This window comes from Candidatus Villigracilis proximus (genome assembly GCF_016717045.1).
In the GTDB taxonomy this organism is placed as follows: domain Bacteria; phylum Chloroflexota; class Anaerolineae; order Anaerolineales; family Villigracilaceae; genus Villigracilis; species Villigracilis proximus.
Genome location: NZ_JADJUO010000004.1, coordinates 85,362 through 109,174, shown reverse-complemented (window position 1 = coordinate 109,174; position 23,813 = coordinate 85,362). Strand labels below are relative to the sequence as shown.

22 protein-coding genes are annotated in these 23,813 nt (G+C 48.3%); 7 read left to right on the top strand and 15 right to left on the bottom strand.

The annotated features are described in order from the left end of the window. Window positions 1-193 precede the first annotated feature (193 nt). Together IPL71_RS04845 and IPL71_RS04840 are read left to right on the top strand one after the other, a co-directional pair. The gene (locus IPL71_RS04845) at window positions 194-574 is read left to right on the top strand and encodes a hypothetical protein (protein WP_345319398.1); all 381 of its coding nucleotides are present in this window, start codon (window positions 194-196) and stop codon (window positions 572-574) included. 59 nt (window positions 575-633) lie between these two features. Next, the gene (locus IPL71_RS04840) at window positions 634-1,209 is read left to right on the top strand and encodes a thioredoxin domain-containing protein (protein WP_345319396.1); all 576 of its coding nucleotides are present in this window, start codon (window positions 634-636) and stop codon (window positions 1,207-1,209) included. A gap of 73 nt (window positions 1,210-1,282) precedes the next feature. Here the strand turns inward: IPL71_RS04840 and IPL71_RS04835 are convergent, their stop codons facing one another. The 8 genes from IPL71_RS04835 to IPL71_RS04800 all read right to left on the bottom strand — a co-directional run bounded on the left by IPL71_RS04835 (window position 1,283) and on the right by IPL71_RS04800 (window position 9,960). Continuing rightward, window positions 1,283-2,011: an ABC transporter ATP-binding protein gene (locus tag IPL71_RS04835; protein ID WP_345319394.1), complete on the bottom strand. Its 729-nt coding sequence runs from the start codon at window positions 2,009-2,011 to the stop codon at window positions 1,283-1,285. A 4-nt stretch (window positions 2,012-2,015) separates the two neighbouring features. Further along, window positions 2,016-3,176: an ABC transporter permease gene (locus IPL71_RS04830; protein ID WP_345319392.1), complete on the bottom strand. Its 1,161-nt coding sequence runs from the start codon at window positions 3,174-3,176 to the stop codon at window positions 2,016-2,018. A 25-nt stretch (window positions 3,177-3,201) separates the two neighbouring features. Then, complete coding sequence (locus IPL71_RS04825) at window positions 3,202-3,801, bottom strand: SelL-related redox protein (protein ID WP_345319390.1); 600 nt, start codon at window positions 3,799-3,801, stop codon at window positions 3,202-3,204. 153 nt (window positions 3,802-3,954) lie between these two features. Then, the gene (locus tag IPL71_RS04820; RefSeq protein WP_345319388.1) at window positions 3,955-4,965 is read right to left on the bottom strand and encodes an ATP-dependent Clp protease proteolytic subunit; all 1,011 of its coding nucleotides are present in this window, start codon (window positions 4,963-4,965) and stop codon (window positions 3,955-3,957) included. A gap of 112 nt (window positions 4,966-5,077) precedes the next feature. Further along, the gene (locus IPL71_RS04815) at window positions 5,078-6,388 is read right to left on the bottom strand and encodes a hypothetical protein (RefSeq protein WP_345319386.1); all 1,311 of its coding nucleotides are present in this window, start codon (window positions 6,386-6,388) and stop codon (window positions 5,078-5,080) included. Between the two features lie 29 nt (window positions 6,389-6,417). Then, window positions 6,418-7,731, bottom strand: coding sequence for a glycoside hydrolase family 3 N-terminal domain-containing protein (locus tag IPL71_RS04810; RefSeq protein ID WP_345319384.1), 1,314 nt, complete (start codon window positions 7,729-7,731; stop codon window positions 6,418-6,420). A gap of 112 nt (window positions 7,732-7,843) precedes the next feature. After that, a complete protein-coding gene (locus tag IPL71_RS04805; RefSeq protein ID WP_345319382.1) occupies window positions 7,844-8,596 on the bottom strand; it encodes a glycerophosphodiester phosphodiesterase in 753 nt (250 codons plus the stop codon). Window positions 8,597-8,628: 32 nt separating this feature from the next. Then, window positions 8,629-9,960, bottom strand: coding sequence for a DUF8689 domain-containing protein (locus tag IPL71_RS04800; protein WP_345319380.1), 1,332 nt, complete (start codon window positions 9,958-9,960; stop codon window positions 8,629-8,631). A gap of 82 nt (window positions 9,961-10,042) precedes the next feature. On the opposite strand from IPL71_RS04800, the gene IPL71_RS04795 reads away from it, so the two are divergent. After that, on the top strand, window positions 10,043-10,702 hold the full coding sequence (locus IPL71_RS04795) for a glycosyltransferase family 2 protein (protein WP_345319378.1): 660 nt from the start codon (window positions 10,043-10,045) through the stop codon (window positions 10,700-10,702). A 52-nt stretch (window positions 10,703-10,754) separates the two neighbouring features. Here IPL71_RS04795 and IPL71_RS04790 read toward each other — a convergent pair whose 3' ends face one another. Beyond that, a complete protein-coding gene (locus IPL71_RS04790) occupies window positions 10,755-11,216 on the bottom strand; it encodes a hydrogenase maturation protease (protein ID WP_345319376.1) in 462 nt (153 codons plus the stop codon). Between the two features lie 328 nt (window positions 11,217-11,544). Continuing rightward, window positions 11,545-14,013: a S41 family peptidase gene (locus IPL71_RS04785; protein WP_345319373.1), complete on the bottom strand. Its 2,469-nt coding sequence runs from the start codon at window positions 14,011-14,013 to the stop codon at window positions 11,545-11,547. A 55-nt stretch (window positions 14,014-14,068) separates the two neighbouring features. Here IPL71_RS04785 and IPL71_RS04780 point away from each other — a divergent pair, with 55 nt between their 5' ends. After that, a complete protein-coding gene (locus tag IPL71_RS04780; RefSeq protein WP_345319371.1) occupies window positions 14,069-14,398 on the top strand; it encodes a hypothetical protein in 330 nt (109 codons plus the stop codon). A 47-nt stretch (window positions 14,399-14,445) separates the two neighbouring features. On the opposite strand, the gene IPL71_RS04775 is transcribed toward IPL71_RS04780, so the two are convergent. Genes IPL71_RS04775 through IPL71_RS04765 form a run of 3 tightly spaced genes read right to left on the bottom strand, consistent with a single transcriptional unit; the run spans window position 14,446 to window position 16,149 of the window. Next, window positions 14,446-14,721 (bottom strand): hypothetical protein, encoded by a 276-nt coding sequence (locus tag IPL71_RS04775; protein ID WP_345319369.1) that lies wholly within the window; start codon window positions 14,719-14,721, stop codon window positions 14,446-14,448. Window positions 14,722-14,727: 6 nt separating this feature from the next. Continuing rightward, window positions 14,728-15,573, bottom strand: a complete 846-nt coding sequence (locus IPL71_RS04770; RefSeq protein WP_345319367.1) for a DegV family protein — start codon at window positions 15,571-15,573, stop codon at window positions 14,728-14,730. A gap of 3 nt (window positions 15,574-15,576) precedes the next feature. Next, window positions 15,577-16,149, bottom strand: a complete 573-nt coding sequence (locus IPL71_RS04765) for an RNA polymerase sigma factor (RefSeq protein ID WP_345319365.1) — start codon at window positions 16,147-16,149, stop codon at window positions 15,577-15,579. 189 nt (window positions 16,150-16,338) lie between these two features. On the opposite strand from IPL71_RS04765, the gene IPL71_RS04760 reads away from it, so the two are divergent. After that, complete coding sequence (locus IPL71_RS04760) at window positions 16,339-17,142, top strand: hypothetical protein (protein WP_345319363.1); 804 nt, start codon at window positions 16,339-16,341, stop codon at window positions 17,140-17,142. A 75-nt stretch (window positions 17,143-17,217) separates the two neighbouring features. On the opposite strand, the gene IPL71_RS04755 is transcribed toward IPL71_RS04760, so the two are convergent. Together IPL71_RS04755 and IPL71_RS04750 are read right to left on the bottom strand one after the other, a co-directional pair. Further along, window positions 17,218-17,817, bottom strand: a complete 600-nt coding sequence (locus tag IPL71_RS04755; RefSeq protein WP_345319361.1) for a response regulator transcription factor — start codon at window positions 17,815-17,817, stop codon at window positions 17,218-17,220. Then, window positions 17,751-19,706, bottom strand: coding sequence for an ATP-binding protein (locus IPL71_RS04750; RefSeq protein WP_345319359.1), 1,956 nt, complete (start codon window positions 19,704-19,706; stop codon window positions 17,751-17,753). The genes IPL71_RS04755 and IPL71_RS04750 overlap by 67 nt, the downstream gene beginning before the upstream one ends. Before the next feature lie 242 nt (window positions 19,707-19,948). On the opposite strand from IPL71_RS04750, the gene uvrA reads away from it, so the two are divergent. Together uvrA and IPL71_RS04740 are read left to right on the top strand one after the other, a co-directional pair. Next, window positions 19,949-22,825 (top strand): excinuclease ABC subunit UvrA, encoded by a 2,877-nt coding sequence (uvrA, locus tag IPL71_RS04745; protein ID WP_345319357.1) that lies wholly within the window; start codon window positions 19,949-19,951, stop codon window positions 22,823-22,825. Window positions 22,826-23,010: 185 nt separating this feature from the next. After that, window positions 23,011-23,802 carry a muramidase family protein gene (locus IPL71_RS04740; RefSeq protein ID WP_345319355.1) on the top strand — a complete coding sequence of 264 codons (792 nt, stop codon included), beginning with the start codon at window positions 23,011-23,013 and terminating at the stop codon, window positions 23,800-23,802. Window positions 23,803-23,813 lie beyond the last annotated feature (11 nt).

Below are 23,813 nucleotides of genomic sequence, written 5' to 3'. Positions count from 1 at the left end.
AAAAAGAAAACAATCAGCCCTAAAAGGTGAAACCCTTTCGGGGCTGATTGTTTTCAATCAGTACTTGCATAATCAATCAATAAGCAAAAAATAACTTGTTTAGAACTTACGAAAAATATTTCGTCTATTTTTTTTCAAAGTTCCGTTCATCATGCTGAACTTTGCGTAAGCCCCACCACTCATACTTTCACACATGAAACATATATATCAAATATTCTCCCCACTCATCTTAATTCTCCTGCTCGGCACATCCTGCCAGAGCACACCGCACACAGCTCAAAAAATTGAACTGGCAAATGTTTTGGAAAATAAAGTACAGGTCAGCATAACACTCGAAAAAGATCAAAGCGGACAACCCATCTTATCCGCAACCTTCACCCCGCAAGACCCCAACCTGCACCTCTACAGCAAAGACATCCCTAAAAGAAAGCGTATCACCGCAAATCCCAAACACACCGCCGCTCGAACTACTTACCTATCCCGCCGGCGCAATCACACTCAGCCTCCCCATCCTTCTGCCCGGCGGAAACAACTGGATCCAAGACGAAGTCATCGTCAGCTACATGGCCTGTGACGAAAATGGCTGCCGCCCGCCCGTACAGAAAAAATCAATCGCCATAAACATCCCCGGCAATGAACTTTTTCAATAACAAGGAACCCCATGCGCAAAAAAATTCTACTTGCAATTATCCCGCTTTTTTTCTCGCCTGCAACTTTCTCATCCCAACTTCTCAACAGGATGAAAACCCGCTTCCCATTCCGCCCGAACCTGCCACCGTCCAAGCCGCATTATCCACGCCTCAAATCGATTCCCCCACATCCTTCACCATTCTCAGAATCCACACCCAGAATGGAGACCTGCTGACACAGTTATCTGCAGAAACACAAAAAGCAAAAGAGCTTAATCAAATACCATTCATTGAATTTGACGCAACCTGGTGCCCGCCCTGCCAGTCGATCGAAGCCAGCCTCAAAGCTGAAGACCCACTCACCCTCAAAGCCTTCGCAGGCATCTACCTCATCCGCGCTGACGTAGACGAATGGGGTTGGGGAGATGGACAAACCTTCAACGTGGAGGCAATTCCGGTCTACTACCAATTAGACGACAGCGGGAATCCCACAGGCGCATCCATCGACGGCAGCGCCTGGAACGAAGATATTCCCGAAAATTTCGCCCCCGTCCTGGACAATTTTTTTCACACCCATTAAACAAAAAATGACCGGCCATCTATATTCCAATAGATGCCGGTCATTTTTATTTTTATCTTTTCCAAACTTCTCTTTAATGTTTCGTCCCCATTGCAAGTTCCATAATATCTTCTTTTGAATCATAGATATTTACCAATTTTCCGTCCTGCATTTGCAGCACGCGATCCACATACTGACACATGCGCAGATCATGCGTTACCATAATTCCGGCGCGGCCATTCTCATGAATAAGATGCGCGAAAGTCTCCACAACTTGATATGCGCGCTCGGTATCCAGCGAAGCAGTAGGTTCATCCGCCAGCACGACAGCGGGGTTATGAATCAACGCGCGCGCAATCGCCACACGCTGCTGCTGACCACCTGACATTTGAGCAGGTAAATTATGCAAACGGTCAGATAATCCAAGGCGCGCCAGCAGTTCATCTGAGCGCACACGGCCTGCACGGTCAAGCTTATTGTTCAAGCGCAGCATAAATTCCACATTCTCACGCGCAGTCAAATATGGGATCAGGTTATTAGACTGAAAAGTAAATCCAATTTTTTCACGGCGCAATTTCACGCGCTTTTTTTCATTCATTTGCGCCAGATCCTGACCGTCAATTAAAACCTGTCCGGCAGTGGGGGTAAGCAGGGCAGCCAGAATGGAAAGCATGGTTGTCTTCCCGGAACCACTGGGACCCACCAGGGCAACAAATTCACCCGAATGCACTTGAAATGAAACTTTATCCACCGCGTTGATGGTTGCGCCATCAAGCGAAAATGATTTAACCAGATCACGAACTTCCAAAGCAACAGAACTCATATTCTTATCCTAATCTCAAAGCCTTCAAAGGCTCAATGCGTGCGGCGTAAATAATTGAAACCATCCCGCCCAGAGGGCCGATGAACAAAAGCAACAGAATCGCGATCAATGAGCGCGTCCCATTGAAGGCCAATGGGATGGTAGGCGGCAGACCTAGTGAAAAGAGATAATTTAAAGTTGCGCCAATTCCAACACCCATGGCAGTGACCACAATGATCTGGATCACAGCCGAAAGCCCAACTACAAAATTGGATGAGCCGATCGCCTTCAAGACGCCGATCTGTGGCACTTTTTGTAATATCTGAATTTGGAAAAACCCGCCAATAACCAGAATACCGATCAACAATGTGAACACACCTTGTGTTTGAACCGTTCCCTGCTGCGCGGTGTAACCCGGAATATTGTTGATCGTGGTTTCAATATCCGCTACTTCAATATTGGAGACCTCATCTTGCAGGCGAAGTCTAATCACTTCCGCCTGTGCCGGGTCGGTCAACTTGACTGCCATAATATTCGGGTAGGGGGTGTCACTATTTAAATCTGATTCAGACTGAGGGCGAACCAATTCCCAGGTTGCGGCGGGAATAAAGATCGTTGGCTGAAAGAAATACGCCTGCTTGCTGACAAGACCCACGATCTTTAAAGTATAGAACTCATCCTGTGTCCCCTGAGTTGAGCGGATCTCAATTTCATCTCCGATCTTCAGGTTGGTACGCTGCGCCACACTGCTATCCATCACTGCTTCACGCGCTTCTCCACCGCGGAAATAACGACCTTCCAAAAGCGGAGGCATCCCGGGGCGTCCGGCTTCCACGCCAAGCATGGATATTTTTAGCGGCTCAGGCAGAGATACGATCTCCGATGCCGATGTGTAGATCGGGCCTGCATCTGCCACGCCATCTACCCGGCGGACAGCTTTCACTGTGTTTGTTTCCAACCGGCTGGCGGTAATGCTATAGTCTGACTTTTCCAGGAACACAACCAATTGCGCATCGAGATTGGCTACATATTGGCGATTGGCATCTGAGAGTCCTTCACCAAGCGCGGCGATAAAAAGTACGAGTACTGTGATAAGCGCAATGACCAGCGCCACCAGCAAAAAACGTCCTTTGTTACGCACCACTTCTTTTACAGCTAGATAAGTTGCGAGAAAAAAATTGTTCATTATGCTCTTTCCATTTATTTGGTATCTAAACAACCGGTCTGGAATCAAACGGTCTGTTCCAGTCTGTGCCCATGATGCCGTGCAGGATCAAATCCACGGGCGGGTGATCGGCAATATCTTCGTAGTAATAGGGCAGGCGAATGCGTCCATCCATACCGATGATGAACGTACCAGACATTTGATATGCGTCCTGTCCTGCGGGGGGCAATTCTGGTTTATAGCCTTTCGTGCGGGCGATCTTGCGATTTGAAAGCCAGATGCGCGGCGAGAGAATGGTTTGCCATAATGTGCCGCGATACAAACCATAAGCATGATAGGCAGCACGATCAGGGTCCGCGAGACAGACCGCGCTAGGAGCACGCTGATCGCAGAACTGTTTGGCCGATTCTGCTGAAGCGTGAGAAATAATTGCGAGGCGCAGCCCTTTTTCGGTCAACGCTTGATGCGCATCGATCAGTTGGTCCACCATCTCTTTACATTGCGGACATCCAAAATGGCGGGTGAATGCGACTACCAGAATCTTATCCTTCCAAAGCGAGGAAAGTTGGATGGGTTTGCCATCTGAAGCAAGCAAGCGGGCATCTGGTGCAAGGTCATTAAACTTAAGTTGAAGTTGATTAGCCATGTTTCCTTAAATACTTTCAATATTTTCAAAATAAAATCCGTGCCTTGGCAGACACGGATTTTCCCAGAATCTGACTTTAAAATTCTACCAGATTGCACAGGTTTTGCACAGGTTTTATAGCTGTCGAGTTTTTGTAAATTTTTGAGTAAGATCCTATGCAATATGCAGAACAGATCTTTCGATCTTTCTGCCTACCATAGCCACCCGCCGCCAACTGCTGTTATCGTTGAGCGATATCCAACGGCGTTCCTCGGTACGATAGAACCAATCTTTATCCTGTTGATAATAGGCCAGCACATCTGTGGATTCCCAAATATTAAGAATTTCATTTCCGTGCGCGTGGGTATCATCAAAATCAGTTGTGGCGCGTTGACCCATTTCACTATAAAGTTCGTTAAGTTCAAGCAGCAACGAGTTGATCTCATGGGGAAGACGATTGACTTTAAGGCCGATGCGTTTGGCTTCTTCAAACAAAATGGGATACCCGTGTGATGGGTATTTTTCATTCAGTGCGCTGGCAATGTTTTCCTGAGTCTCATCATCTTTGATGTGATACGCAAGCAGTTCCTTGCACAACATGATGGATAATGACTCGGCACGATCCACTGCTCCGATCACCAGTGGATGCACATGCTGAAATAGTTCCTGATATGGGTTCTCGCTTGAATCAGATTTTTGAGACTGCCACAATCTAACAACACGAGTCAACTCATCGAGAGAAACACTGACGCGGTCATTGTCGCGGTCGATCGGCGAGAGGGCGTGCGTGAGGGAGGTATCCACCGGGGTCAAATATGCCATCGGCCCCATTAGGATTTCATTCGCGCCCAATGTGATCATGGTCGCAGCGGACGCACATTCCAATGGAATGACTGCCACGAGTTCATTACAATACTGACGCAGCAGATTTACAATGCGCAGGGAAGCCTGTCCATTACCACCGCTGGATTTAAGAAAGAGATATATCTTTTCCTGCTTGCCGATCTTTTCAAGTAGTTTGAATAACGCCAAAACATCGTCGTGGCAAACACTGCCGCGCGGATTGTTGAAGTAGGTCACCATTGTGCCGCCAAGCATTTTATTCACCTGCTTGATGATCGTTTGTGTTTTATTAAACAGGATCGGTGGTTGTTTTTCTTTGTTGGGTTTTGTCTGTGCCTGCATGGTTTTTTTAATCTCCTGTCTTAAAGGTATAAATAAACATCATAACATTCTTTACACAAACATAAATGGATACAAATGTACTGGCGATCCCCCGTAAACATTTTAACGAAGATTATGGCCGCCGTGACCAGACCCAGCCAGCCGCAAATCCGATCAGTTCGCCGGCAAATATAAATAAGATCAAACCTGTTATGCCGCTGGCAATAAGCCAGACCGTTGAGCCAAATAAACCAAAGGCAAGCAGGTTATATGCAATGAGTCCGCCCAATGCAATACCCAATGCCCAGCGGATCGCAGAACGATTTTCTGTGATTCGTGATCCGATTCCGTAACCAAGCCAGACGCTGAATGCAACGAAAAGCATGGTCACAAACCAGGCCGAGAAACGCGGATACCCCTGATTTGAAATGTAACTATCTTCCACCACCACAACAGGCGCTTCGGGCGTGGGTTCAGTAGACTGAGTCAATTCGGGGACGACCACCGTCACCGCAACTGCGCCAGATTGCGAGACATCCAATTGCAAAACTTCAGAGATCACAGCCGGTTCACTGACCACACGGATCTCAAGCAAGCCGGGTTTATCCAAACCAAAAGCTGCACGTGCCACGCCTTGCGTTGTCACAGCGTCTACCTGCTGTAAAATGCCGCCACCTTCACCTGTAAGCATCATTGAAAATTGAACCACAGTGCCATCCGGTACAGAGCGTCCATTATGATCTTTGATCGGGCCGGTGCGAATTGCAATGGTATCGCCGATCTGAAAAAGCGGAATCGGAGTCGGCTCGGGGGTGAAGTCTTCGTCTGTTGAAACAGGGGCAGGTTCAAGGTCAAGAAAGAGCGGGATGATCTGCGTTGGGTCTGGAGTCATGATAGAGATCAAGTCACATCCAATACCTTGAATCGAAACCGGGGATGCGCCGGTAGGGGTCAACTCTTGAAAAAGCAGACGCGCAGCAACATCCACAAATTGTGACTGCTTGCTATACAGCGCAAAATACGCGGTGAATTTGGATGTGGTGGTGGTATCAAAATAATAGGGCGCGCCAAATGAAAAAAGAATGACATTCTTTTCGCGCAGCAGGTCAGGACGTTCACGCAGGAAACGACTGATGACGGCCGGTTGACCTTGCGTGGCATCCCGCAATGAAATAATAACCCAGTCTGCGCGGACAATGTCATCTTCTATAAATTCAGGATTAAGCTCGTCAAGCAGGTCCTGCAAATTTTGAAACGAGTATGATGTGAGACGGAAGTTTGCCGTCTGGTTTCCGCTTTGCGGACCATACAGCTGAAGGACTGCCTGTTGTAACGAGTCGATTGCGAGCAGGGGTTGTTCAAGACAGGTGGTGCATTGTTTTATGCTTTGCGTATCGGTAATAAAGACCATGCGTTCATTGGCTTGCGGCGGAAGCGGAATCACACTCGCGAGGTCTTGCTGGTCGGGGCTGATCAGTGTGGCGGAATATTTTTATATACGCCAACCTTTGCGGCAAGAATGCGTTTCACAGATGCATCCACCCGTTGGGCGAAAGCCGGATCTTCACGATATTTCTGCACAAAAAATTCAATGACTCGTTTTGTGGTTGAGTATGAGTCGGGAGAATCAAGAGACTGGATATTTCCCAGATAAAGCATGTCGTTCCCCGCGAGGAAGGCATCACGCGCAGCGGTACGCGCCGAGAACTGCCCGCCGCCAATGGCATAAAATTCACTGACAGCGCGCGTACCCAGATCATCGCTAATTACAAGTCCGCCTTCAGCATACCAGGCGGCAAATTGCGGCAGAGCCAAAATCTGATTCAACGCCTGCGGATCAAAACTGATCGGCCGGGTAGTAGCACGGATATTTCCCTGAAACCCTTGATAACGAATATGGGAAACCAACAAACCGTCCACGGCGGATTCTGGAGAAGGCGCATTTCCGGTCACAGAAAAAAACGGGAAGAGTTCGATCTGTTTTAGCTGCTCAAGGGATTTACGAACTGTTGAAACTTCCTCTTCGGGCAAACGGTCTGAGCCGCCCACGCCGGGGAAATGCTTCGCGATCACCAACAATTGATTTTCACTGCCGGTATGCAAACCTGTCACATAGGCCCGCCCCATCTCACCCACCCAAAATGGATCACCGCCAAAAACGCGTGTGCCCAAATCTCCACCTGAAACCGAAGGAACTTCTAACACGTCCAACGACGGGCCGAGGTAAATATTAAATCCCAGAGCAGAGAGTTCACGTCCGCGCACTTCACCCACACGCGCGGCAAATTCTGTATTCCAGGTAGCGCCAATTGCCATTTCACTCGGCAGCGCGGTCAGCCCGCTTAAAATTTGATCGGTGGGATAACCATTTCCCTCCTGAGCAATCCCCATAAAAAGCGGCACATATACCGAGTTCATTTCCAACCCGGTCGTCACATCAATAACCGGATTGATGGACGTTTCCCACTCCACACGTTGAATACTATTGATTAGCGCCTGCGTTTGCGCCACCGTATCAGGCGCAGACACAAAATTATCGTTTTGAGCAAGCAGCACCACGCCGCCTACATGATTTTGGGTGATCAAATCGTATACTTGCGAAACTTCGCTCGTATCTGTTCCATTAAATGTAACCAGAAATAACTGCCCCACACGCTCTTCGGGGGTCATGGAATTTAAGACAGCCTCAACACTTGGAGGCGTGGCAGTTTGCGCCTGCACAACAGATTGAACAGGCAACAGCAGCACAAGAAAAACAAGCAAAAGAATAATGCGGATTAATTTCATCGCATCCCGTTATAACACAACTTAACAAGGCGCACATCTGCGCAGTCTCTTAATAGATAAAACAGACGCCGCTCGATGAACGACGCCCCCTGCTTCTGATATTCTGACAAATTCACCCGCTCCTCTCCAATGCGCGCACAGCCGTTTGCGGATCGTCAGTGAAGATTCCATCAACACCCCATCCTTTGAGGCGGACGATCTCTTCGGGCGTGTTCGCCGTCCAAACATGCACACGGCGCTTGAGGCGATGTGCGCGCTGCACCTGTTCCCTGCTCGCGTTGGAAATATGCGGATGTAAAGCCTGATAATCGCCAAACATAAATCCGAAAGAACGCGCCCACAAGCCAACCAACCCCGGCATGGCAAGCAAGCCGCGCGGAACCGCAGGCAATGTCTGCGCGGCAATTTTTAAATTGGAAGGAAACAAGGAGGAGAACAGAATTTGACTTTGATTGTTATGGCGCTTGATCAACTCGCTTACTTTTAAGACCAGACCATCACGCGGTGAAGCGTAATTGGTCAACTCGATGTTAATCATTTTATCCCTGCCGACAGTTTCAAACACTTCTTCAAGCAGGGGCACTTTCGTGCCTGCAAATTTTTCATTAAACCATGTGCCGGCATCCAATTTGCGAATGACCTCAAGCGTGGATGCGGCAACACGTCCTTTGCCGTCTGTGGTGCGGTCGAGGGTGGGGTCGTGAATGACGATCACATGACCATCGGCGGTGAGTTTGGCGTCCAGTTCCACGCCGTCGGCGCCTTTTTGCAGGGCTTGTTGAAAGGATGGCAGGGTGTTTTCAGGCGCATGGGCAAGGTCGCCGCGATGCGCGAAAATGACAAGGTTGGGAAAATGTTCAAACATCGGTAGCAGGCTCAAGTAAGTGCGGAAGCGGGTTATATATCCACAAAATAGGCTTTGCCGGCGTTGTCGATCATTTCACGCGACATGGTGGGTGGAACAGAAAGATAGGATGAAATATCGAGGATCTGATCGCATAAATCACGCGGATGCGATGCGCGCATTTTTCGATTGCGTTTGATATACCATTCCTGTAATAGATAAGCCAGACCCTGATCGCTGTATTCAACACGTTTGTCCTGCGCAACACGTTTGAATATTTCGCGATATTCTTCAAAAGTTGGGTCGCCGATTTCGATCTTGTGCCGCAGACGGCGCAGGAAGGCTTCGTCAACGAGGTCTTTCGGGGGCAGATTGGTGGAAAAGACAATTAACACATCGAACGGCACTTCCACTTTGCGGCCTGTGTGCAAACGCAAATAGTCAACACGGTTTTCAAGCGGAACGATCCAACGATTAAGCAAATCGCGCGGACGTACCTGCTGACGGCCAAAGTCGTCGATCAATAAAATACCGCCGTTGGCCTTGACTTGAAATGGCGCTTCGTAAAATTTAGTGGTGTCGTCAAATACGAGATCGAGACCTTCGAGCGTTAATTCACCGCCGACCACAATGAAGGGTCTGCGAATTTTTACCCAGCGTGGATCGCGGCGGGTGTTGGTTCGCAAGTTACTGGTTGTGCCGCCCGCGTTCACATTTTCATTATCAGGCGCAAGGCTGTGACTAACCGCATCGTATACTTTAATAACCTGTCCATCCAGATACAACGCATACGGGATGTACATATTCTGGCTTAATACTAAATTTCCAAAGGCACGGGCGATACTGGTCTTGCCGTTTCCAGGCGGACCATACATAAAAATGGACGAGCCTGAGTTCAGCGCGGGGCCAAGTCTTTGAAATGTGGATTCGGAAATAATAAGCTGGGAAAGAATCTGGCGCATGGTGCGCGTGGTGACAGAGAGTCGTCCGCTTTTTTGGCGGCGAATGGCTTCGTTGTAGACCGCAAATGGCACAGGCGCGGGGCCGGCGTATTGACTGCGTTCCATGGCTTCACGGGCGCGGAGAATTCCGGCACTTGTGATGCCATAGGTGTAGGCGCTTTCACCCAGACCGCCCTGAGATGATTTCACCTCGATAAATTTTTCCTGCTTTAATGTTGTTAAAAGTTGATCGGTTACACCTGCAAGCGGCAGGGCGATCTCTTCGGAAATCTTGAAACCTGTCAGATAGCCGCGAAAATATAAGACTTTGAGAACCAGATCTTGCAGCCAAAGCGGCGAAAGACCGGTATCTTCAAGGCTGTTGATCTGTGGAGGCGAAAAACCGCCCACGGCTGTGGAGTTTTGTATGGGTTGTCTCGTCATAGGTTGGTTACCATTCAAGTTTTGGTGAAGAATTTATTATTTCCAGTGGATTATACTTCTTTTCGTTTATAATCGACTCAATATGAAACTATCTGTCATAATCCCTGTTTACAATGAAGTTGAAAGCATCCAGGTCATTTTACAGCGTGTGCAAGCCACCAAACTCGTGCATGAGATCGTCGTTGTCGATGACGGCTCAAAAGACGGTACGCGTGATGTCTTGAAAGAATTAGACGGCAAGAACGGCGTACGAGTCATTCTGCATGAAAAAAATAAGGGTAAAGGCGCCGCAGTACGGACTGGAATGGCGGCGGCCATCGGTGATGTTCTGCTGATTCAAGATGCCGACCTTGAGTATGATCCACGCGATTACGGTCAATTGCTGGAGCCGATCCATGAAGGTTTGGCAGATGTTGTGTATGGCTCGCGCTTTTTGGGCCGCGCCCACCGTGTGACCATGTTCTGGCATTTGGTTGCCAATCAAATGCTGACCCTGATGACCAATATTCTTTACAACACCATCCTGACTGACATGGAAACAGGCTATAAAGTGTTTCGCCGTGAAGTTTTGGATGGGATGGTCTTACATGCCAACAGTTTTGATTTTGAACCTGAGTTCACGGCTAAGATATTGAAACGCAAATTTCGTATTTTGAAGTGCCGATCACATTCAACCCTCGTGACTATACGCAAGGAAAGAAAATCAAACTGCATGATGCCTTTGAAGCTGTATGGACCTTGATCAAATATAGATTTGTAGAATAATCAAACAGACGGGCAAAACGCCCGTCTGTTTATTTAAACAATCTGACGAATAAAGAATCCAGGCCGTCGAGCGAATTCCGCACCGCTTCAGACAACCCTTTGCCTGGGGATGTGGACCCGGGCTGGATCGCCACGAGGAGAGTTTCGGGGCGTTTATCTTTTGGGATAACCTTAAGTAAAAGGGATAAATTCGCCGAGTGCGTTGAAGCGCCGATCTTCTTGAGATCACTCAATTCGATCAACGCAATTTCGCCGGGACTCGCGCCAAAATCTGCAGCATCCACGATCAATACAAAATTTGCGCCCGAGGCTTCGATCTGACCGATGTAATTTTCCGGCACATCGCCCCCGTCAAGGAGAGGTATCTTTATTTTTTTCTGAAGACGCTTAAGAAGATATGACCCCACCCCATCATCTCCGCGTTGACGGTTGCCTACGCCAAAAAGAAGTACGTTTTTATCTGCGATGCGAGCTTGAAGTTCTTCATACATAGTGCATATATTTTAAGTTGATTTGTGGGATTTCAGGCTTACAAATTTCATAGGTCTAGGTTCAAACCTGTTGACGCTCCCTTAAAGTACACACCTGCTCGAAATACGAACTCGGGCAGGTGTGTGTATTTATTCGTATTACTGGTGGATAAAGAATTTTCACCGCAGTCCACAGAATAGCAAGTCGTGGAGTTCTTAACTGGTTTTCTCGGTGTTCTTTGAAACTCTGCGGTTAAAAAACAATTACAGACCAGTTTGGGCTTATCCAGTGTTCACATTAGTTTATATGCGGGACCAGCATGGCAAAGTTTGTCATGCTGAAATCCTCTTATGGTTTTACGAATACGGTGTACTTCAAAATGTAATCACCGGGCTCGTAATCAGCGGTGCCATCATTAATTTTGTCTGTAAACACGGCAGTGGTTACGAGATGATGTTCGCCGGCGGGCCATTCGCTTAAAGATGTGTAGATCAGGCGGCAGATTTGTCCGCCGGATTCAACTTCAAGTGTGCTGAATGATTCAGTCGGCACTTGATCTTCATCCAGTACAAATTTTAATTGGATGTTCTCAAAGTTTGAGTCGACTGTGGCTTTATCTGCGGCGCACCAGACATAGCCCCAGATCATGGGTTCGGCATCTGCAAGCGGGACGGTATAAGTAACTTCACCGGGTTTTGCAAGTGTGGCAGCGTCATAGGTTTCGCGTGCGATATCTTCAAGAAACGCAGCGCCTGCATTCAATGCGGCTTCGGCTTCTGCGGCAGACGCGAGGGTCGGCGCACCGGAGGGAGTCACATCTGCGCCGAGGGGTTTTAGAACTACGTCAATGCCTGCCAGTAGGACAATGTCTTCGGTAACAGTAGCTGTTTCCTCGTCCAGAGGGACACGGAGCGTGGGAGGAACCCCCTGCCCTTCGAGGAAGATACTTCCATCGGGCAGGGTAAAGCGCCCAGTGGGGACAGTCAAACTAAATCCTTCTGGCAGACTAAAACTTCCACGCGCAGTTTCAGCTTCTACGCCGCCAGTTGGGGTTTGGCCTGCCACGATCATGCCGGGCACCTGACTAAAGCCATAGGCTTCAATTTCACAGGCGCTAAAACAAGCCTGACCCACAAGCAAAACCATTTTTTCAAAACGATATTGATTTTGATTCGGGAGTACTTTTTCGCGCAGACCTTCGGGTTCAAATGTGCCGGTCTTATCGCTGAAATATTCCAATTGTCCCATTTGAATTTCCTGATCGGTCAGAAAACCCGCCAGGCCGAGTGGCGCACCACCATTGTTATAGCGCATATCGATCACGATGCCTGCCACTTCATTGGCTTCAAATCTTTGAAGTGCGCGTTCAAAAAGACGAATGGTTAATGCAAGGTCATCAGAGTTGCTATTAATGCGGATATAGCCAACGCCGTCGTTACCGACGGTGATAATTTTTGCATCCACCGGGTTAAAGGATGAACGATCAACACCATAATACAAGGATGTGCGTCCAAAACTCTGACGTTCGGCAATCGCCGTCAAGGTGACGGTTTGCGGCGCACCGCCGGGGTTCACAAATGTGACCGCGGCTTCTGCGCCTATTTGTGCAGCGAGTAGATAACGGGCCTGTTGATATCTGATCGAAAAATCAGAAGATTGAAGCGAGTAGGATTGCGCGGCGCTGATCGCATCAGAGATCGGTTGACCGTTGAATTCCAGAATTTCAGCGCCGACCAGCATTCCTGCGGCTTGCGCAGGACCCGACTCTAAAATAAATATGGCAAGCACACGGCCATCGTCCAATTCACGAATCGCAAACCCGTACCCGCCGGAAGTTGCATTTGTAAAATCTTCGTTGGCATAATCGCCGCCGCCCAAGCCCACGTGACCATCACGGAAGGCCCGGGTGAAATCACGCAAGGCCAGATAAAACGCATTCGGATCTTTTTCCGTTTCAGCCTGCGCCACCCGTGGACGAAGCTCAGCATACAAGGCATCCCAATCTGGCGCTTTGCCTTCAATGTCGGTGAACGCATATTCCTTACGGACCGCTTCAAACATGGCATCAAAGGATTGTGTATATGTCATCGCAGAAAAGTCTTTGATGGCAACATCTGCTGGTTCATAGAGCGCAAGTTCCAAAGTCGGTTCCTGCACAAACGCAAACGGACTTGTGTCGAGATCAACAACGGTGTAACCAGTTGGAAGCGCGGCAACAGGATCATCTGCGGTAAAGAGCAGACCATCTGCTCCAAATCCACTGGGGAATTGCTGGTTTGCATCCGCCGCCCAAACAACCAATTTACCGCCGATCACTTCATCATTGTTCTCAGTATCGGTCTTGATCGAAGCCAGATACGAAGGCCAGCCGCGTGAACGATCATCCCCTTCAGAGAAAGGTCCGCCGTATAAATTGGGAGAATATCCCACGGCAAAAATCTGCACGCCCTGTTCTTCAACATCATCGTTATCCACATCGCTAAATTCGCCGCGCGGCAAAGCCGGCAGATTAAGCTCGTACGTGCCTGAAAGTGATTCAGGGTCAAAGGTCATAAATCCCAGCACCTGCGACTCAACAGGGATCTCCCACTCTTCATCACGAATCACAAAGGCGTGCATATCAGTCAACGCCACCGCATTTTCCACATAATAGCCTGTCAGTACAAAATCATTCGTTACCTGAAATGTGCCCTGCAGCAAAGCGGGTTGATTCTCATTGTTCACAATAACCGGTTCATCATTTTTTGGTGCACAACCCGCAAGCACAAGGCTGACCAAAATCAAATAACTTAATAAACGAAATATCTTTATTTTCATCACGCGTCTCCTTTATGAAGTCCCACGATTATAACGTGCGGTTATAATGTCCGGCATGAATGACTGGAAAACACAACTACAAAAAGAATTTGAAAAGGCCCAACAAGCCCGTGTGAATAGAAACGAAGGACAGGCGCGTGTCTGCGCGCGCCGCGCTGCCGGCATTGCAATTCGGGAATATCTAACCCGCAAGGAGATGCAAGTCCCAAACATGAGCGCCTACGATCTGCTGAATCTCCTTAAAGAAAATGCGGATCTTCCCTCTGACCTGCAGCTGATCGTTGACCATTTGACAGTGCGCGTCACTGAAGAATTCCAACTCCCCTTCGACGCAGACCTGATCGCTGAGTCACGTATTTTATGTGACTGGCTCTTAAACGAATAACCCCTAAAAGTTTTAAAACCTTTAGGGGTTATCTTTTGTTTAAAGAACTACATCATGTCTTTACGGCCGGTCAGGTAATAGAAAGCCCGCGCGAGTGTAATCAACAAAAGCATTCCAGAGACGACACCGCCAAACACAATAAACAACCTGCGCCAGTCTGTGAGACGTAAAGTGATCTCCTCGCGATTGGGCATTTGAATGCGTCCGCGCAGGCGTTGAATAACCTCTCTCGAAGGCGTAACCGGCTTCAAGGTCCCGGCCAGATGCGCTTCGAGGGATTGGATATCTTCTTCAGGAGTGTGAGTCTTCTTGCGTTTGGTCATGCGTACCTATTCAGCGGGAAATAGCACCAATCCAACTGTGCCGGGCCCAAAATTGATGGCGAGTGAAATTGAGAGATCGGTCATCACCTCACTCTTGAAATTAAAATGCTTCTTTGCTTCTTCCAGCAAAGCTCTGGCTGATTCTATGTCGCGTGCATGGACGACGCCAAGGTGAACAGGTTTATCGCCAACCGTTTCCTTGCCAAGAGAAAGAACACGCTCCAATGCGGTTTTGCGCGTGCGGACTTTCTCCACCATATTGACAAGCCCATTTTGCAGGAGAGCGATCGGCTTCACGTTTAGTATGGAAGCCATCGCTGCAGAAAGCGTGCCCACACGTCCACTGCGGCGTGCATATTCAAGGGTGTCGAGGGTCAAAATAACATGCACCTGATCGCGAATGGATTCAAGATAGCGGATAATCTCATCCACGCTTTTTCCTTCACGCTCCAGTATGCGTGCAGCGCGGCACATAAAACCGGTTCCCAGCGAGCCGCCCAGCGAATCAAATGTAACAATGTTATACGTGCCTTTCAATTCTTCCGCGGCAGACACCGCAGAGGCGTATGTTCCAGAAAGCTTGCTGGTAATATGGATCGAAAGAATGGTATCGCCAGTTTCAAAGTTATTCTTGTAAAATTCCACAAATTGATGCGGGGAAGGCTGTGATGTCTTTGGGAACGGGTTTGATTTTTCGTCCACCATTTTATAAAATTGATCAAAATTCAGTTCAACATTTTGAATATATGTCTTCTCGCCAAAATGTACGTTGATGGGAATAACGTGAATATCAAATTCTTTTTCCCAGGCAGGAAGAATATCGGCTGCGCCATCTGTCACAATTCTTAACATGTTTTACTCTCCTTCAAGATTAAGGTTTTGATCTTCCAATTGATCGCGAAGAGCCAAAAGAGTGCGATGATAAAGACTCTTCACAGCACCCTCGCTTCTACCCATAATTGAACCAATCTCTGCATTGGACATGTTTTCCACAAATTTCAGAATCAGCAGATTCTGACGTTCTGAAGGCAATTTGCGGATCATCCGTAACAACGCATCCTGCTCCTGCGAACGAACGAGATTTTTCTCGGGATGGTCACCCCTGGCTGGCAAAATGGGCAGATCATCCAGTGGAATTTCCTGCTTGCGGCTGCGGTCACGATGCCAGTTGGCAACGAGATTATGCGCGATGCGATACAGCCAGGCCGAGAACGGTACGCCACGATCTGTATAGTTCTTAATGTGATTCATTGCCCGTTGAAAAACGCGAGCCGTGAGATCTTCAGCATCGTGAGTATTGCCTGTCCTGTAGTACACATAATTAAATATGCGTTCCACATAACGTTCATAGAGTTGACCGAAAGAATCACGGTCACCCTGTGAAGCGCGTGCAAGAATTTCCTCTTCGTTGTATTCCAGTTCCGGCAAGATTAAAACCTTACCGGCGGAGTTTGATTAAATAACACCGCCGGATTTGAGAAGTTGCACTCAGTATAACATGCGCAGACATTCACCATCTCCGGGATTAGAGTAGGGAAAAATGGTAGGGTTATCCCTACCGACAAATGCGACTGAACATGTGAGAATAAGGAACTTAAATAGTCAAGGAGATTCATAATGAAAAAAATATCTTTATTCATGTTCATAGCATTTTTCCTCGCTGGTGCATTGATCTCAATTCCACAAATATCCGTCCATGCACAAGACCCTATCTGCACCGATGCCGCCGGCGGAGTTATCCCATGCCCGCCCACTGCGGAAATCCCCTGCGGACAAGCTGGCGGTCCAGACTGCCCGCCTCCATCAGGTGAAGAAAATAATGATAATGGAAACAAAAAGCCAACCTCCATACCCCCGGCCACTGCAACCGCTACAAACACCCCTCTTCCGCTTATGGCCTTCCCCACAAGTACAGCAACAAACCAACCTCCCGGGCTTACGCCAGAAGTCACACCTTTAGCTACACTTCCACCCACATCTACACCTGAAGCAGACTCCTCGATTCTCATCAGTCCACAAGATAATGGATCAACCAGCGGCAACGATGACTGGGACGAATCATGCTCATGGGCTTCCTGTTTTGCATACGATATTATGTGTTGGGCTGATGGCGGCTCAGGATATGGACAAGATGACGGAGCAGGCGGTACTGTTTACCACTGTGATATGCCCGCAGATGCCGGCAACACCAAGCCCCCTTCTACCTGGCTGCCCTGGCTCGGACTTACAACCGGCGTGATTTTAATCGGCCTGCTCCTGCCTGCTGTCCAAAAAGTACGAGAAGCGGCAGCCAGGACTAGAAGCAACAGTTCAGCGCGCATGCCCAACATTAAAAATCCTGATTTGACAAAAAATCAAGAGGATGGCGATGACGACGAAGCTTTTACTCGTTATCAGAGAAGATCCAAACGTAGTGAGTAAAAAGAATGCCCTAATAGCAATATACAAAATATAGGTGTAAAAAATAAAGGTTCCATTCATTTCAGAATGGAACCTTTATTTTTCCAACCCATTCTCAATTGCCCACGCCGCCGCTTCTGTGCGATTCTTTACGCCCAGCTTCCGCAAAATATTCGCGACATGTTTCTCAACGGTCTTTTGCACAACAACCAGTTCGTGTGAAATTTCTTCATTACTTTTCCCGTGCGCCAGCAGACGTAACGTCTCAAGTTCACGTATTGTCAACATAGACAGAGCCTGACCTTGCGGCTGCCTTCCATCATCGACCAAAAACAAATTTTGAGCAAAGATATACAGCTCTTCATAACGCATACGCTTACCGGTTTGCCAGGCACGCTCAAAGGACTCATTTCCCATAGCCCGCCGGGTTATATCTACTGCATTCTTAAGTCCAATACACACAGGCAAAAGGCGTTGAACTTCCACCAATGAAGTGTGCCCCTCCATAGCCCCCAGAACAATTGACAATTTCTCATACCACTTCTGAATCAAACACAGGCTTGCCATACCCTCCATTAACTCGTAAAGCAAATCAGGAAATCCAATGGTATGGCTAATTTCAAACGCTTCTAAAACAAGATGGAAGCAGCTGAAAAATCTTTTCGTTCCACTGCCACCATCGCCTGTAAGCCGCAAGTCGCCGCCAACATTTGCGGAAATTGATGATCGCGCGCAATTTGTATCGCATCTGTCAATATTGGCGTTGTACGCTCAAAATCACCAGCGGAGTAAAACAAACATGCCATATTAAATCGAATCGTTGCAGATTCAAAATAGCCATGCAGGCTTTCGGCAATAGCAAGGGCAGATTGCCAACAAGCGAGAGCACGATCCGGGTCCTTAAGTGAATGATGATAATGGGAGCCCATATTGTTTTTGACACGCAATTCACTCCAAAGATCGCCTTCCTGCTGCGCCAGCGCCAGACCTTTTTCATAATAAATTCCCGCCTGGGCAAAATCTCCAATGGAATCCAAATTTACGCCAAGGTTGACCATCCTCCGCCCGGAGCGGATTTTATTCCCTGCCTGTTCAAAAAGTGAAAGGCAAATCTTATGTGAATCAACGGCGCCTGCAAAGTCAGACCGCATCCATTGCAGTGTGCCCTTTAGCTCATACACAATAGACAGAATCTGAACATCTTTCTGCGTATGGGTATATTCAAGTTTCAATGCAAGGTTAATATATTTTTCTGCTTCGCTAAAATAACAGCGTTGAAACCAATATTGATCCATTCCGCCCATTAAATAAATCCCCATTAAAAAAATATCCATATCCTGTGAAGCGAGCGCCCCGTCCAGTGCGACAAGCAGGTTATCGTGCTCCAGGTCTATCTCCCGCATGGCAGATAGAGAATTACCATTTTCGATCTCAAAAGCAGCGCGCTGAATTAAATCGCGATAGTAAATAATGAACACACGAAACAAAGCATCCCATTGGTTTGTTTGCTGTGCCTGCTCACGTGCAAACTCGCGGATCGACTCCAGCATCATGAAATGCGGATTGTCACTCTGAATCGATTGGATAAGATGTTTATCCACCAGCGAAGCAAGCGACTCCAACGCTTCGTTCTCAGGGACCCCTGCCACTGTTGCGATGGGCATCATCCCAACCCCTGAGCGAAAGAGCGCCGCGGCCAGCAGCACTTTCTTTTCCGAATCATTTAATAAGCCGTAACTCCACGCAATGGTGTTGCGCAATGTTTGCTGGCGCTGCGGCAGATCGCGCGCGCCCAAAGTGAGAGTCGCTAAAAGTGGAGAACCAGTTCCCAGGTCCGATTGGAGGCGGGTTAGCAAAGTCTGCGGGGAAAACATCTTCGTCCGCATGGCGGCCAGTTCAATCGCCAGTGGAAGTCCATCCAATTTCCCACACAATTCTGAAATCACGGATGCATTCTCTTCTGTCAATTGAAAATCAGGATTCAAAGATTGGGCGCGTTTAACGAACAACTGCATGGCTTGTTCACGCGGCAATGGTGAGATAGGCAAAACCTGTTCAGTGCGCAATCTTAATGCTTCGCGGCTGGTAATGATGACCTTGATATTCGGGTTCATATCCAAAAATTCCGCGATAACGAATGCGCCGCTGATCAACTGCTCAAAATTATCCAGCACAAAAAGAATGGATCGATTTGCAAGGAAATCTTTAAGCGTATCTTTAATATCACGCTGCGGTTCTTCCTGCACATGTAAAGTTTTGGCAATGGTTGAAAAAATAAGAGCAGGTTCGGTAATCACCGAAAGGTCAATAAAAAACAGACCGCCTGTAAATGTTTCAAACATGGAATAAGCAACCTGCAAAGCAAGCGTGGTTTTCCCGGCGCCGCCAAATCCTGTAAGCGTAACCAATGAGACATCTTCACTCTTTAGCAATTGTTGAAGATGCTGTAATTCCTTTTCACGCCCAACACACTGTCCGCGCAGGGCAGGCAATTTTACAGGAATGGATGAAGTTAATACATTCATCTCATTACGGGAGAAATTGCCCGTGATCGGCTCAAGTGGTGAATTACGGGAAGATGCCATAAGTAAAAAAATTATAACATTCACTAAAGTAAATGAAATGGCCCATTGGGTATAATCAAGAATTGTCTTCAATTGCAAAAGTATCAAAAGATCGGACTAAAAACTTTTACCACAAAGCAGTTGTATGGAGTCTTTTGGCAACCCCGGTCAATAAGAAAGTCGCCACTCAAAAAGCGCACACATTACCAGAACGCATGTGCTATAATTATTTCACTTTTCCATCCAACAAAGAAGGCTAATCTATGTCCAAGAATGTCATTCGTGTCGTGGGCGCGCGCGTCCATAATTTGAAAAATATCACCGTCGAGATCCCGCGTGATAAGTTCGTGGTTATCACGGGCTTATCCGGCTCGGGCAAGTCATCGCTTGCGTTCGATACCATATTCGCTGAAGGTCAGCGCCGCTACGTTGAGTCGCTCTCTGCGTATGCGCGTCAGTTCATCGGCCAGATGGACAAGCCCGACGTGGACTACATTGACGGCCTCTCCCCCGCTGTGTCGATTGACCAGAAATCCACGAGTCACAATCCACGTTCCACGGTTGGGACTGTGACCGAAATTTACGATTACATGCGTTTGCTTTTTGCGCGTGCAGGCATTCCGCATTGTCCCGTCTGCGGACGTGAAGTGGTCAAGCAGTCGGCGCAGGAGATCGTGGATAAGGTTGCAAAACTTCCCGAAGGCTCGCGCACATTAATCCTTGCTCCATTGGTGCGTGCGCGCAAAGGGACGTATCAAACAGTCTTTGAGGAAATTCGCAAGGCGGGCTTTACCCGCGTCCGCGTGGATGGAACTGTCTCATCGCTAGATGATGAAATCGAATTGGATCGCTACAAACAACACACTATCGAAGCCGTTGTAGATCGTCTCGTCATTTCACATGAAGGCGAAAAGGAAGAAAAGAAATCTGCACTGACCCGCTTGACGGATTCAATTGAAACTGCGCTGAAATTTGGCGAGGGCTATCTCACGATCAATCTGGTTGATAAAAAAGAAGACCTGAATTTTTCTGAACATCTCGCCTGCCCCGAGCACGGCGTCAGCATTGCAGAAATTGAACCGCGCACGTTTTCCTTTAACACTCCCCAGGGCGCCTGTCAGGATTGTCAGGGACTCGGCTCCAAATTGGAAATTGACCCCGAACGCATCATTCCTGACGATAGCCTGTCTCTGAACGATGGAGCGATCGTCAGCATGGAGTGGAACGGTCCGAAGGTCGAAGGCGGTTACTACTGGCAGAGTCTCATTAATGCAGCAAAAGCCTACAAGATCGATTTGGACAAACCCGTTAAAGAATTATCTAAAGAAGCGATGAAGATCGTCCTATACGGCACAGGCGATAAACAGATCGCAATGACTTATCAGGGTTCAAATGGCAACGAGTTCAAATTCACACGCGCTTTTGAAGGCGTGATCACGAACATGGAACGGCGCTATCGTGAAACAAACTCCGAATACATCCGCGAGAAGATTTCGGAATTCATGTCTGACCGTCCCTGCCCAAGCTGCGGCGGCAAGAGACTCAATCCCGCCGCGTTGGCTGTGACCGTGGACAACGTCAACATTGTGGAGGCGAATTCCTGGCCGGTATCCACAACGCTGGAATGGGTTAAGAAGATCGCTGGCAAGAATTCTCCGCTGACCTCAAAACAGAAAGCCATTGCAGAAAGAGTCATCAAAGAAATTCACGAACGGCTTAATTTTCTGGTCAATGTTGGTTTGAATTATTTGACATTGAATCGCTCGGCCACCACCTTATCAGGCGGTGAGGCGCAGCGTATTCGTTTGGCTACGCAAGTGGGTTCGCGTTTGGTTGGCGTGTTATATGTGCTGGACGAACCTTCCATTGGCTTACATCCACGTGATAATGCGCGGCTGCTGGAAACACTCAAAGGTCTGCGCGATCTGGGCAATACTGTGCTGGTCGTTGAGCATGATGATGAAACCATCCGCGAGGCAGATTGGGTGATTGACATGGGGCCTGCGGCTGGCGAGCATGGCGGCGAGGTGGTGGCGGAAGGCACACCGAAACAGATTTTGGCGCACCCAAAGTCATTGACTGGACAATATCTCTCGGGACGGAAGCAGGTTGCAGTCCCGAAAAAGAGGCGAGAAGGAAACGGCAAATCGCTGCGAATCGTGAATGCGACGGCGAACAACTTGAAGAACGTCACTGTCTCGATTCCATTAGGAAAAATGGTTTGTATTACGGGCGTTTCAGGTTCGGGCAAGTCTACGTTGATGAGCGACATTTTGTACAATGCTTTGGCTGCAAAGTTGATGTTTGCGCGCACGTCTGCGGGGGAACACGAAAAGATCGAAGGGATTGAGCATCTCGATAAGATCATCAACATTGACCAGTCACCGATCGGGCGCACGCCGCGCTCCAACCCGGGGACGTATACCGGCCTGTTCGATGAGATCTGCAAACTGTTCGCAGAATTGCCGGAAAGCAAGGTGCGCGGTTACAAGCCGGGAAGATTCTCTTTCAACGTCCACGGCGGACGCTGCGAGGCCTGCCAGGGACAGGGTGAGCTGCGAATTGAAATGCAGTTTTTGCCGGATGTATATGTGCCTTGCGATGTATGCCACGGCAAACGCTTTAATCGTGAGACCCTGCAGGTGATGTTCCGCGACCAATATTCGATCTCGGATATTTTAGATATGACCGTTGACCACGCATTGAACGAGTTTCAGAATTTCCCGCAAATGCAAAATAAATTAAAACTTCTTCAAGAAGTTGGGCTTGGTTATGTGCGAATTGGACAAGCCGCCACCACTCTTTCTGGCGGTGAAGCGCAGCGCGTGAAACTCTCTAAGGAATTATCACGCCGTGCAACCGGACGCACGCTGTACGTTTTGGACGAACCATCTGTAGGGCTGCACGCGGCAGATGTACACAAATTAATTGAAGTATTGCAAAGATTGGTGGATACGGGCAATTCGGTACTCATCATTGAGCACAATCTCGACATCATCAAAATCGCGGACTGGTTGATCGACCTCGGCCCCGAAGGTGGAAATGGCGGCGGTGAATTGATCGCGGAAGGCACGCCGGAACAGGTGATGAAAGTAAAAGAATCTTATACGGGGAAATATTTAAAGGCGCACATGAGGTAGGAAGGTGCGGGCAGGTAGATAGGTAGATAGGTAGACAAGGACTCAAAACTTGTCTACCTTTTTTCTTGTCCACTTGTTCTCCTGTTTTCTTATATACGTGTTTTCCTTTTTTCAGGTAGAATTATTTTACATTGCGCGGGATGGGAAACCGCCTTAACAAAAGCGCCATGTACAAAGGAAAAAATATGAATAACAGACCTCCTATTTCATCTTCACCTTCAAGCAGCATTTCCTCGTATCGCAAACGCAAACAGCGCGGCGGCCCTAATATTATTTATATTATCGCCGGCGTGCTTATTTTGGGCGGTGTTATTTTACTGATCTGGTGGCTCACCGGACCAACCAAGCCGATCAGTAATTTTTTCGCCACTGAAACCCCAACCCCAACCATGACCTTTACGCCCACCAATACATCCACTCCCACGGCGACAGCAACCGTTACAGAAACCCCAACCATTACTGTGACGCCCACCTTCTCCACATCCTTTAATTACACGGTTCAGGATGGTGATTATCTGGCGCTCATTGTAGAAAAATATAATCTGGGTGATGACGGTGTAGCATGGATATTATTACTCAATCCATTCGGCGGAATCACAGACGCCGGCTGCCCGATCGGTGTGGATCCGGCTACACAAAATATCAACACCTGCCAAACTCTCCTACTCCCCGCTCCGGGAGCACCACTGCCCACTGCCACCCTCATCCCGGCTGACGTGCGGCGCGGCACCAAACTTGAATACACTGTGCAGTCCGGCGACACATTGGCTGGTATTGCGGCCTTGTTCAACAGCACCGAAGAGGAAATCATTAAAGAAAACGTGATCACCGACCCGAGCAAGATATTTGTCGGGCAATTATTGGTCGTCCCTGCCAATCTTGTCACAGCCACACCAACACGTCCGCCCACAAGCACACCGGTCACACCCGGCCCCGGCACTCAACTCCCCACAGTCACACTGACTCCGGTCAATTAGTTTTGCATTGC

Excerpts from the sequence above, each read along its gene's own strand:
- IPL71_RS04740 (WP_345319355.1), top strand. The coding sequence starts at position 23,011 with ATGAATAACAGACCTCCTATTTCATCTTCACCTTCAAGCAGCATTTCC.
- IPL71_RS04800 (WP_345319380.1), bottom strand. The coding sequence starts at position 9,960 with ATGACGAGACAACCCATACAAAACTCCACAGCCGTGGGCGGTTTTTCG.
- IPL71_RS04840 (WP_345319396.1), top strand. The coding sequence starts at position 634 with ATGAACTTTTTCAATAACAAGGAACCCCATGCGCAAAAAAATTCTACT.
- IPL71_RS04805 (WP_345319382.1), bottom strand. The coding sequence starts at position 8,596 with ATGTTTGAACATTTTCCCAACCTTGTCATTTTCGCGCATCGCGGCGAC.
- uvrA (WP_345319357.1), top strand. The coding sequence starts at position 19,949 with ATGTCCAAGAATGTCATTCGTGTCGTGGGCGCGCGCGTCCATAATTTG.
- IPL71_RS04835 (WP_345319394.1), bottom strand. The coding sequence starts at position 2,011 with ATGAGTTCTGTTGCTTTGGAAGTTCGTGATCTGGTTAAATCATTTTCG.
- IPL71_RS04775 (WP_345319369.1), bottom strand. The coding sequence starts at position 14,721 with ATGACCAAACGCAAGAAGACTCACACTCCTGAAGAAGATATCCAATCC.
- IPL71_RS04750 (WP_345319359.1), bottom strand. The coding sequence starts at position 19,706 with ATGGCATCTTCCCGTAATTCACCACTTGAGCCGATCACGGGCAATTTC.
- IPL71_RS04785 (WP_345319373.1), bottom strand. The coding sequence starts at position 14,013 with ATGAAAATAAAGATATTTCGTTTATTAAGTTATTTGATTTTGGTCAGC.
- IPL71_RS04795 (WP_345319378.1), top strand. The coding sequence starts at position 10,043 with ATGAAACTATCTGTCATAATCCCTGTTTACAATGAAGTTGAAAGCATC.
- IPL71_RS04830 (WP_345319392.1), bottom strand. The coding sequence starts at position 3,176 with ATGAACAATTTTTTTCTCGCAACTTATCTAGCTGTAAAAGAAGTGGTG.
- IPL71_RS04825 (WP_345319390.1), bottom strand. The coding sequence starts at position 3,801 with ATGGCTAATCAACTTCAACTTAAGTTTAATGACCTTGCACCAGATGCC.
- IPL71_RS04770 (WP_345319367.1), bottom strand. The coding sequence starts at position 15,573 with ATGTTAAGAATTGTGACAGATGGCGCAGCCGATATTCTTCCTGCCTGG.
- IPL71_RS04810 (WP_345319384.1), bottom strand. The coding sequence starts at position 7,731 with ATGAAATTAATCCGCATTATTCTTTTGCTTGTTTTTCTTGTGCTGCTG.
- IPL71_RS04790 (WP_345319376.1), bottom strand. The coding sequence starts at position 11,216 with ATGTATGAAGAACTTCAAGCTCGCATCGCAGATAAAAACGTACTTCTT.
- IPL71_RS04760 (WP_345319363.1), top strand. The coding sequence starts at position 16,339 with ATGAAAAAAATATCTTTATTCATGTTCATAGCATTTTTCCTCGCTGGT.
- IPL71_RS04820 (WP_345319388.1), bottom strand. The coding sequence starts at position 4,965 with ATGCAGGCACAGACAAAACCCAACAAAGAAAAACAACCACCGATCCTG.
- IPL71_RS04845 (WP_345319398.1), top strand. The coding sequence starts at position 194 with ATGAAACATATATATCAAATATTCTCCCCACTCATCTTAATTCTCCTG.
- IPL71_RS04780 (WP_345319371.1), top strand. The coding sequence starts at position 14,069 with ATGAATGACTGGAAAACACAACTACAAAAAGAATTTGAAAAGGCCCAA.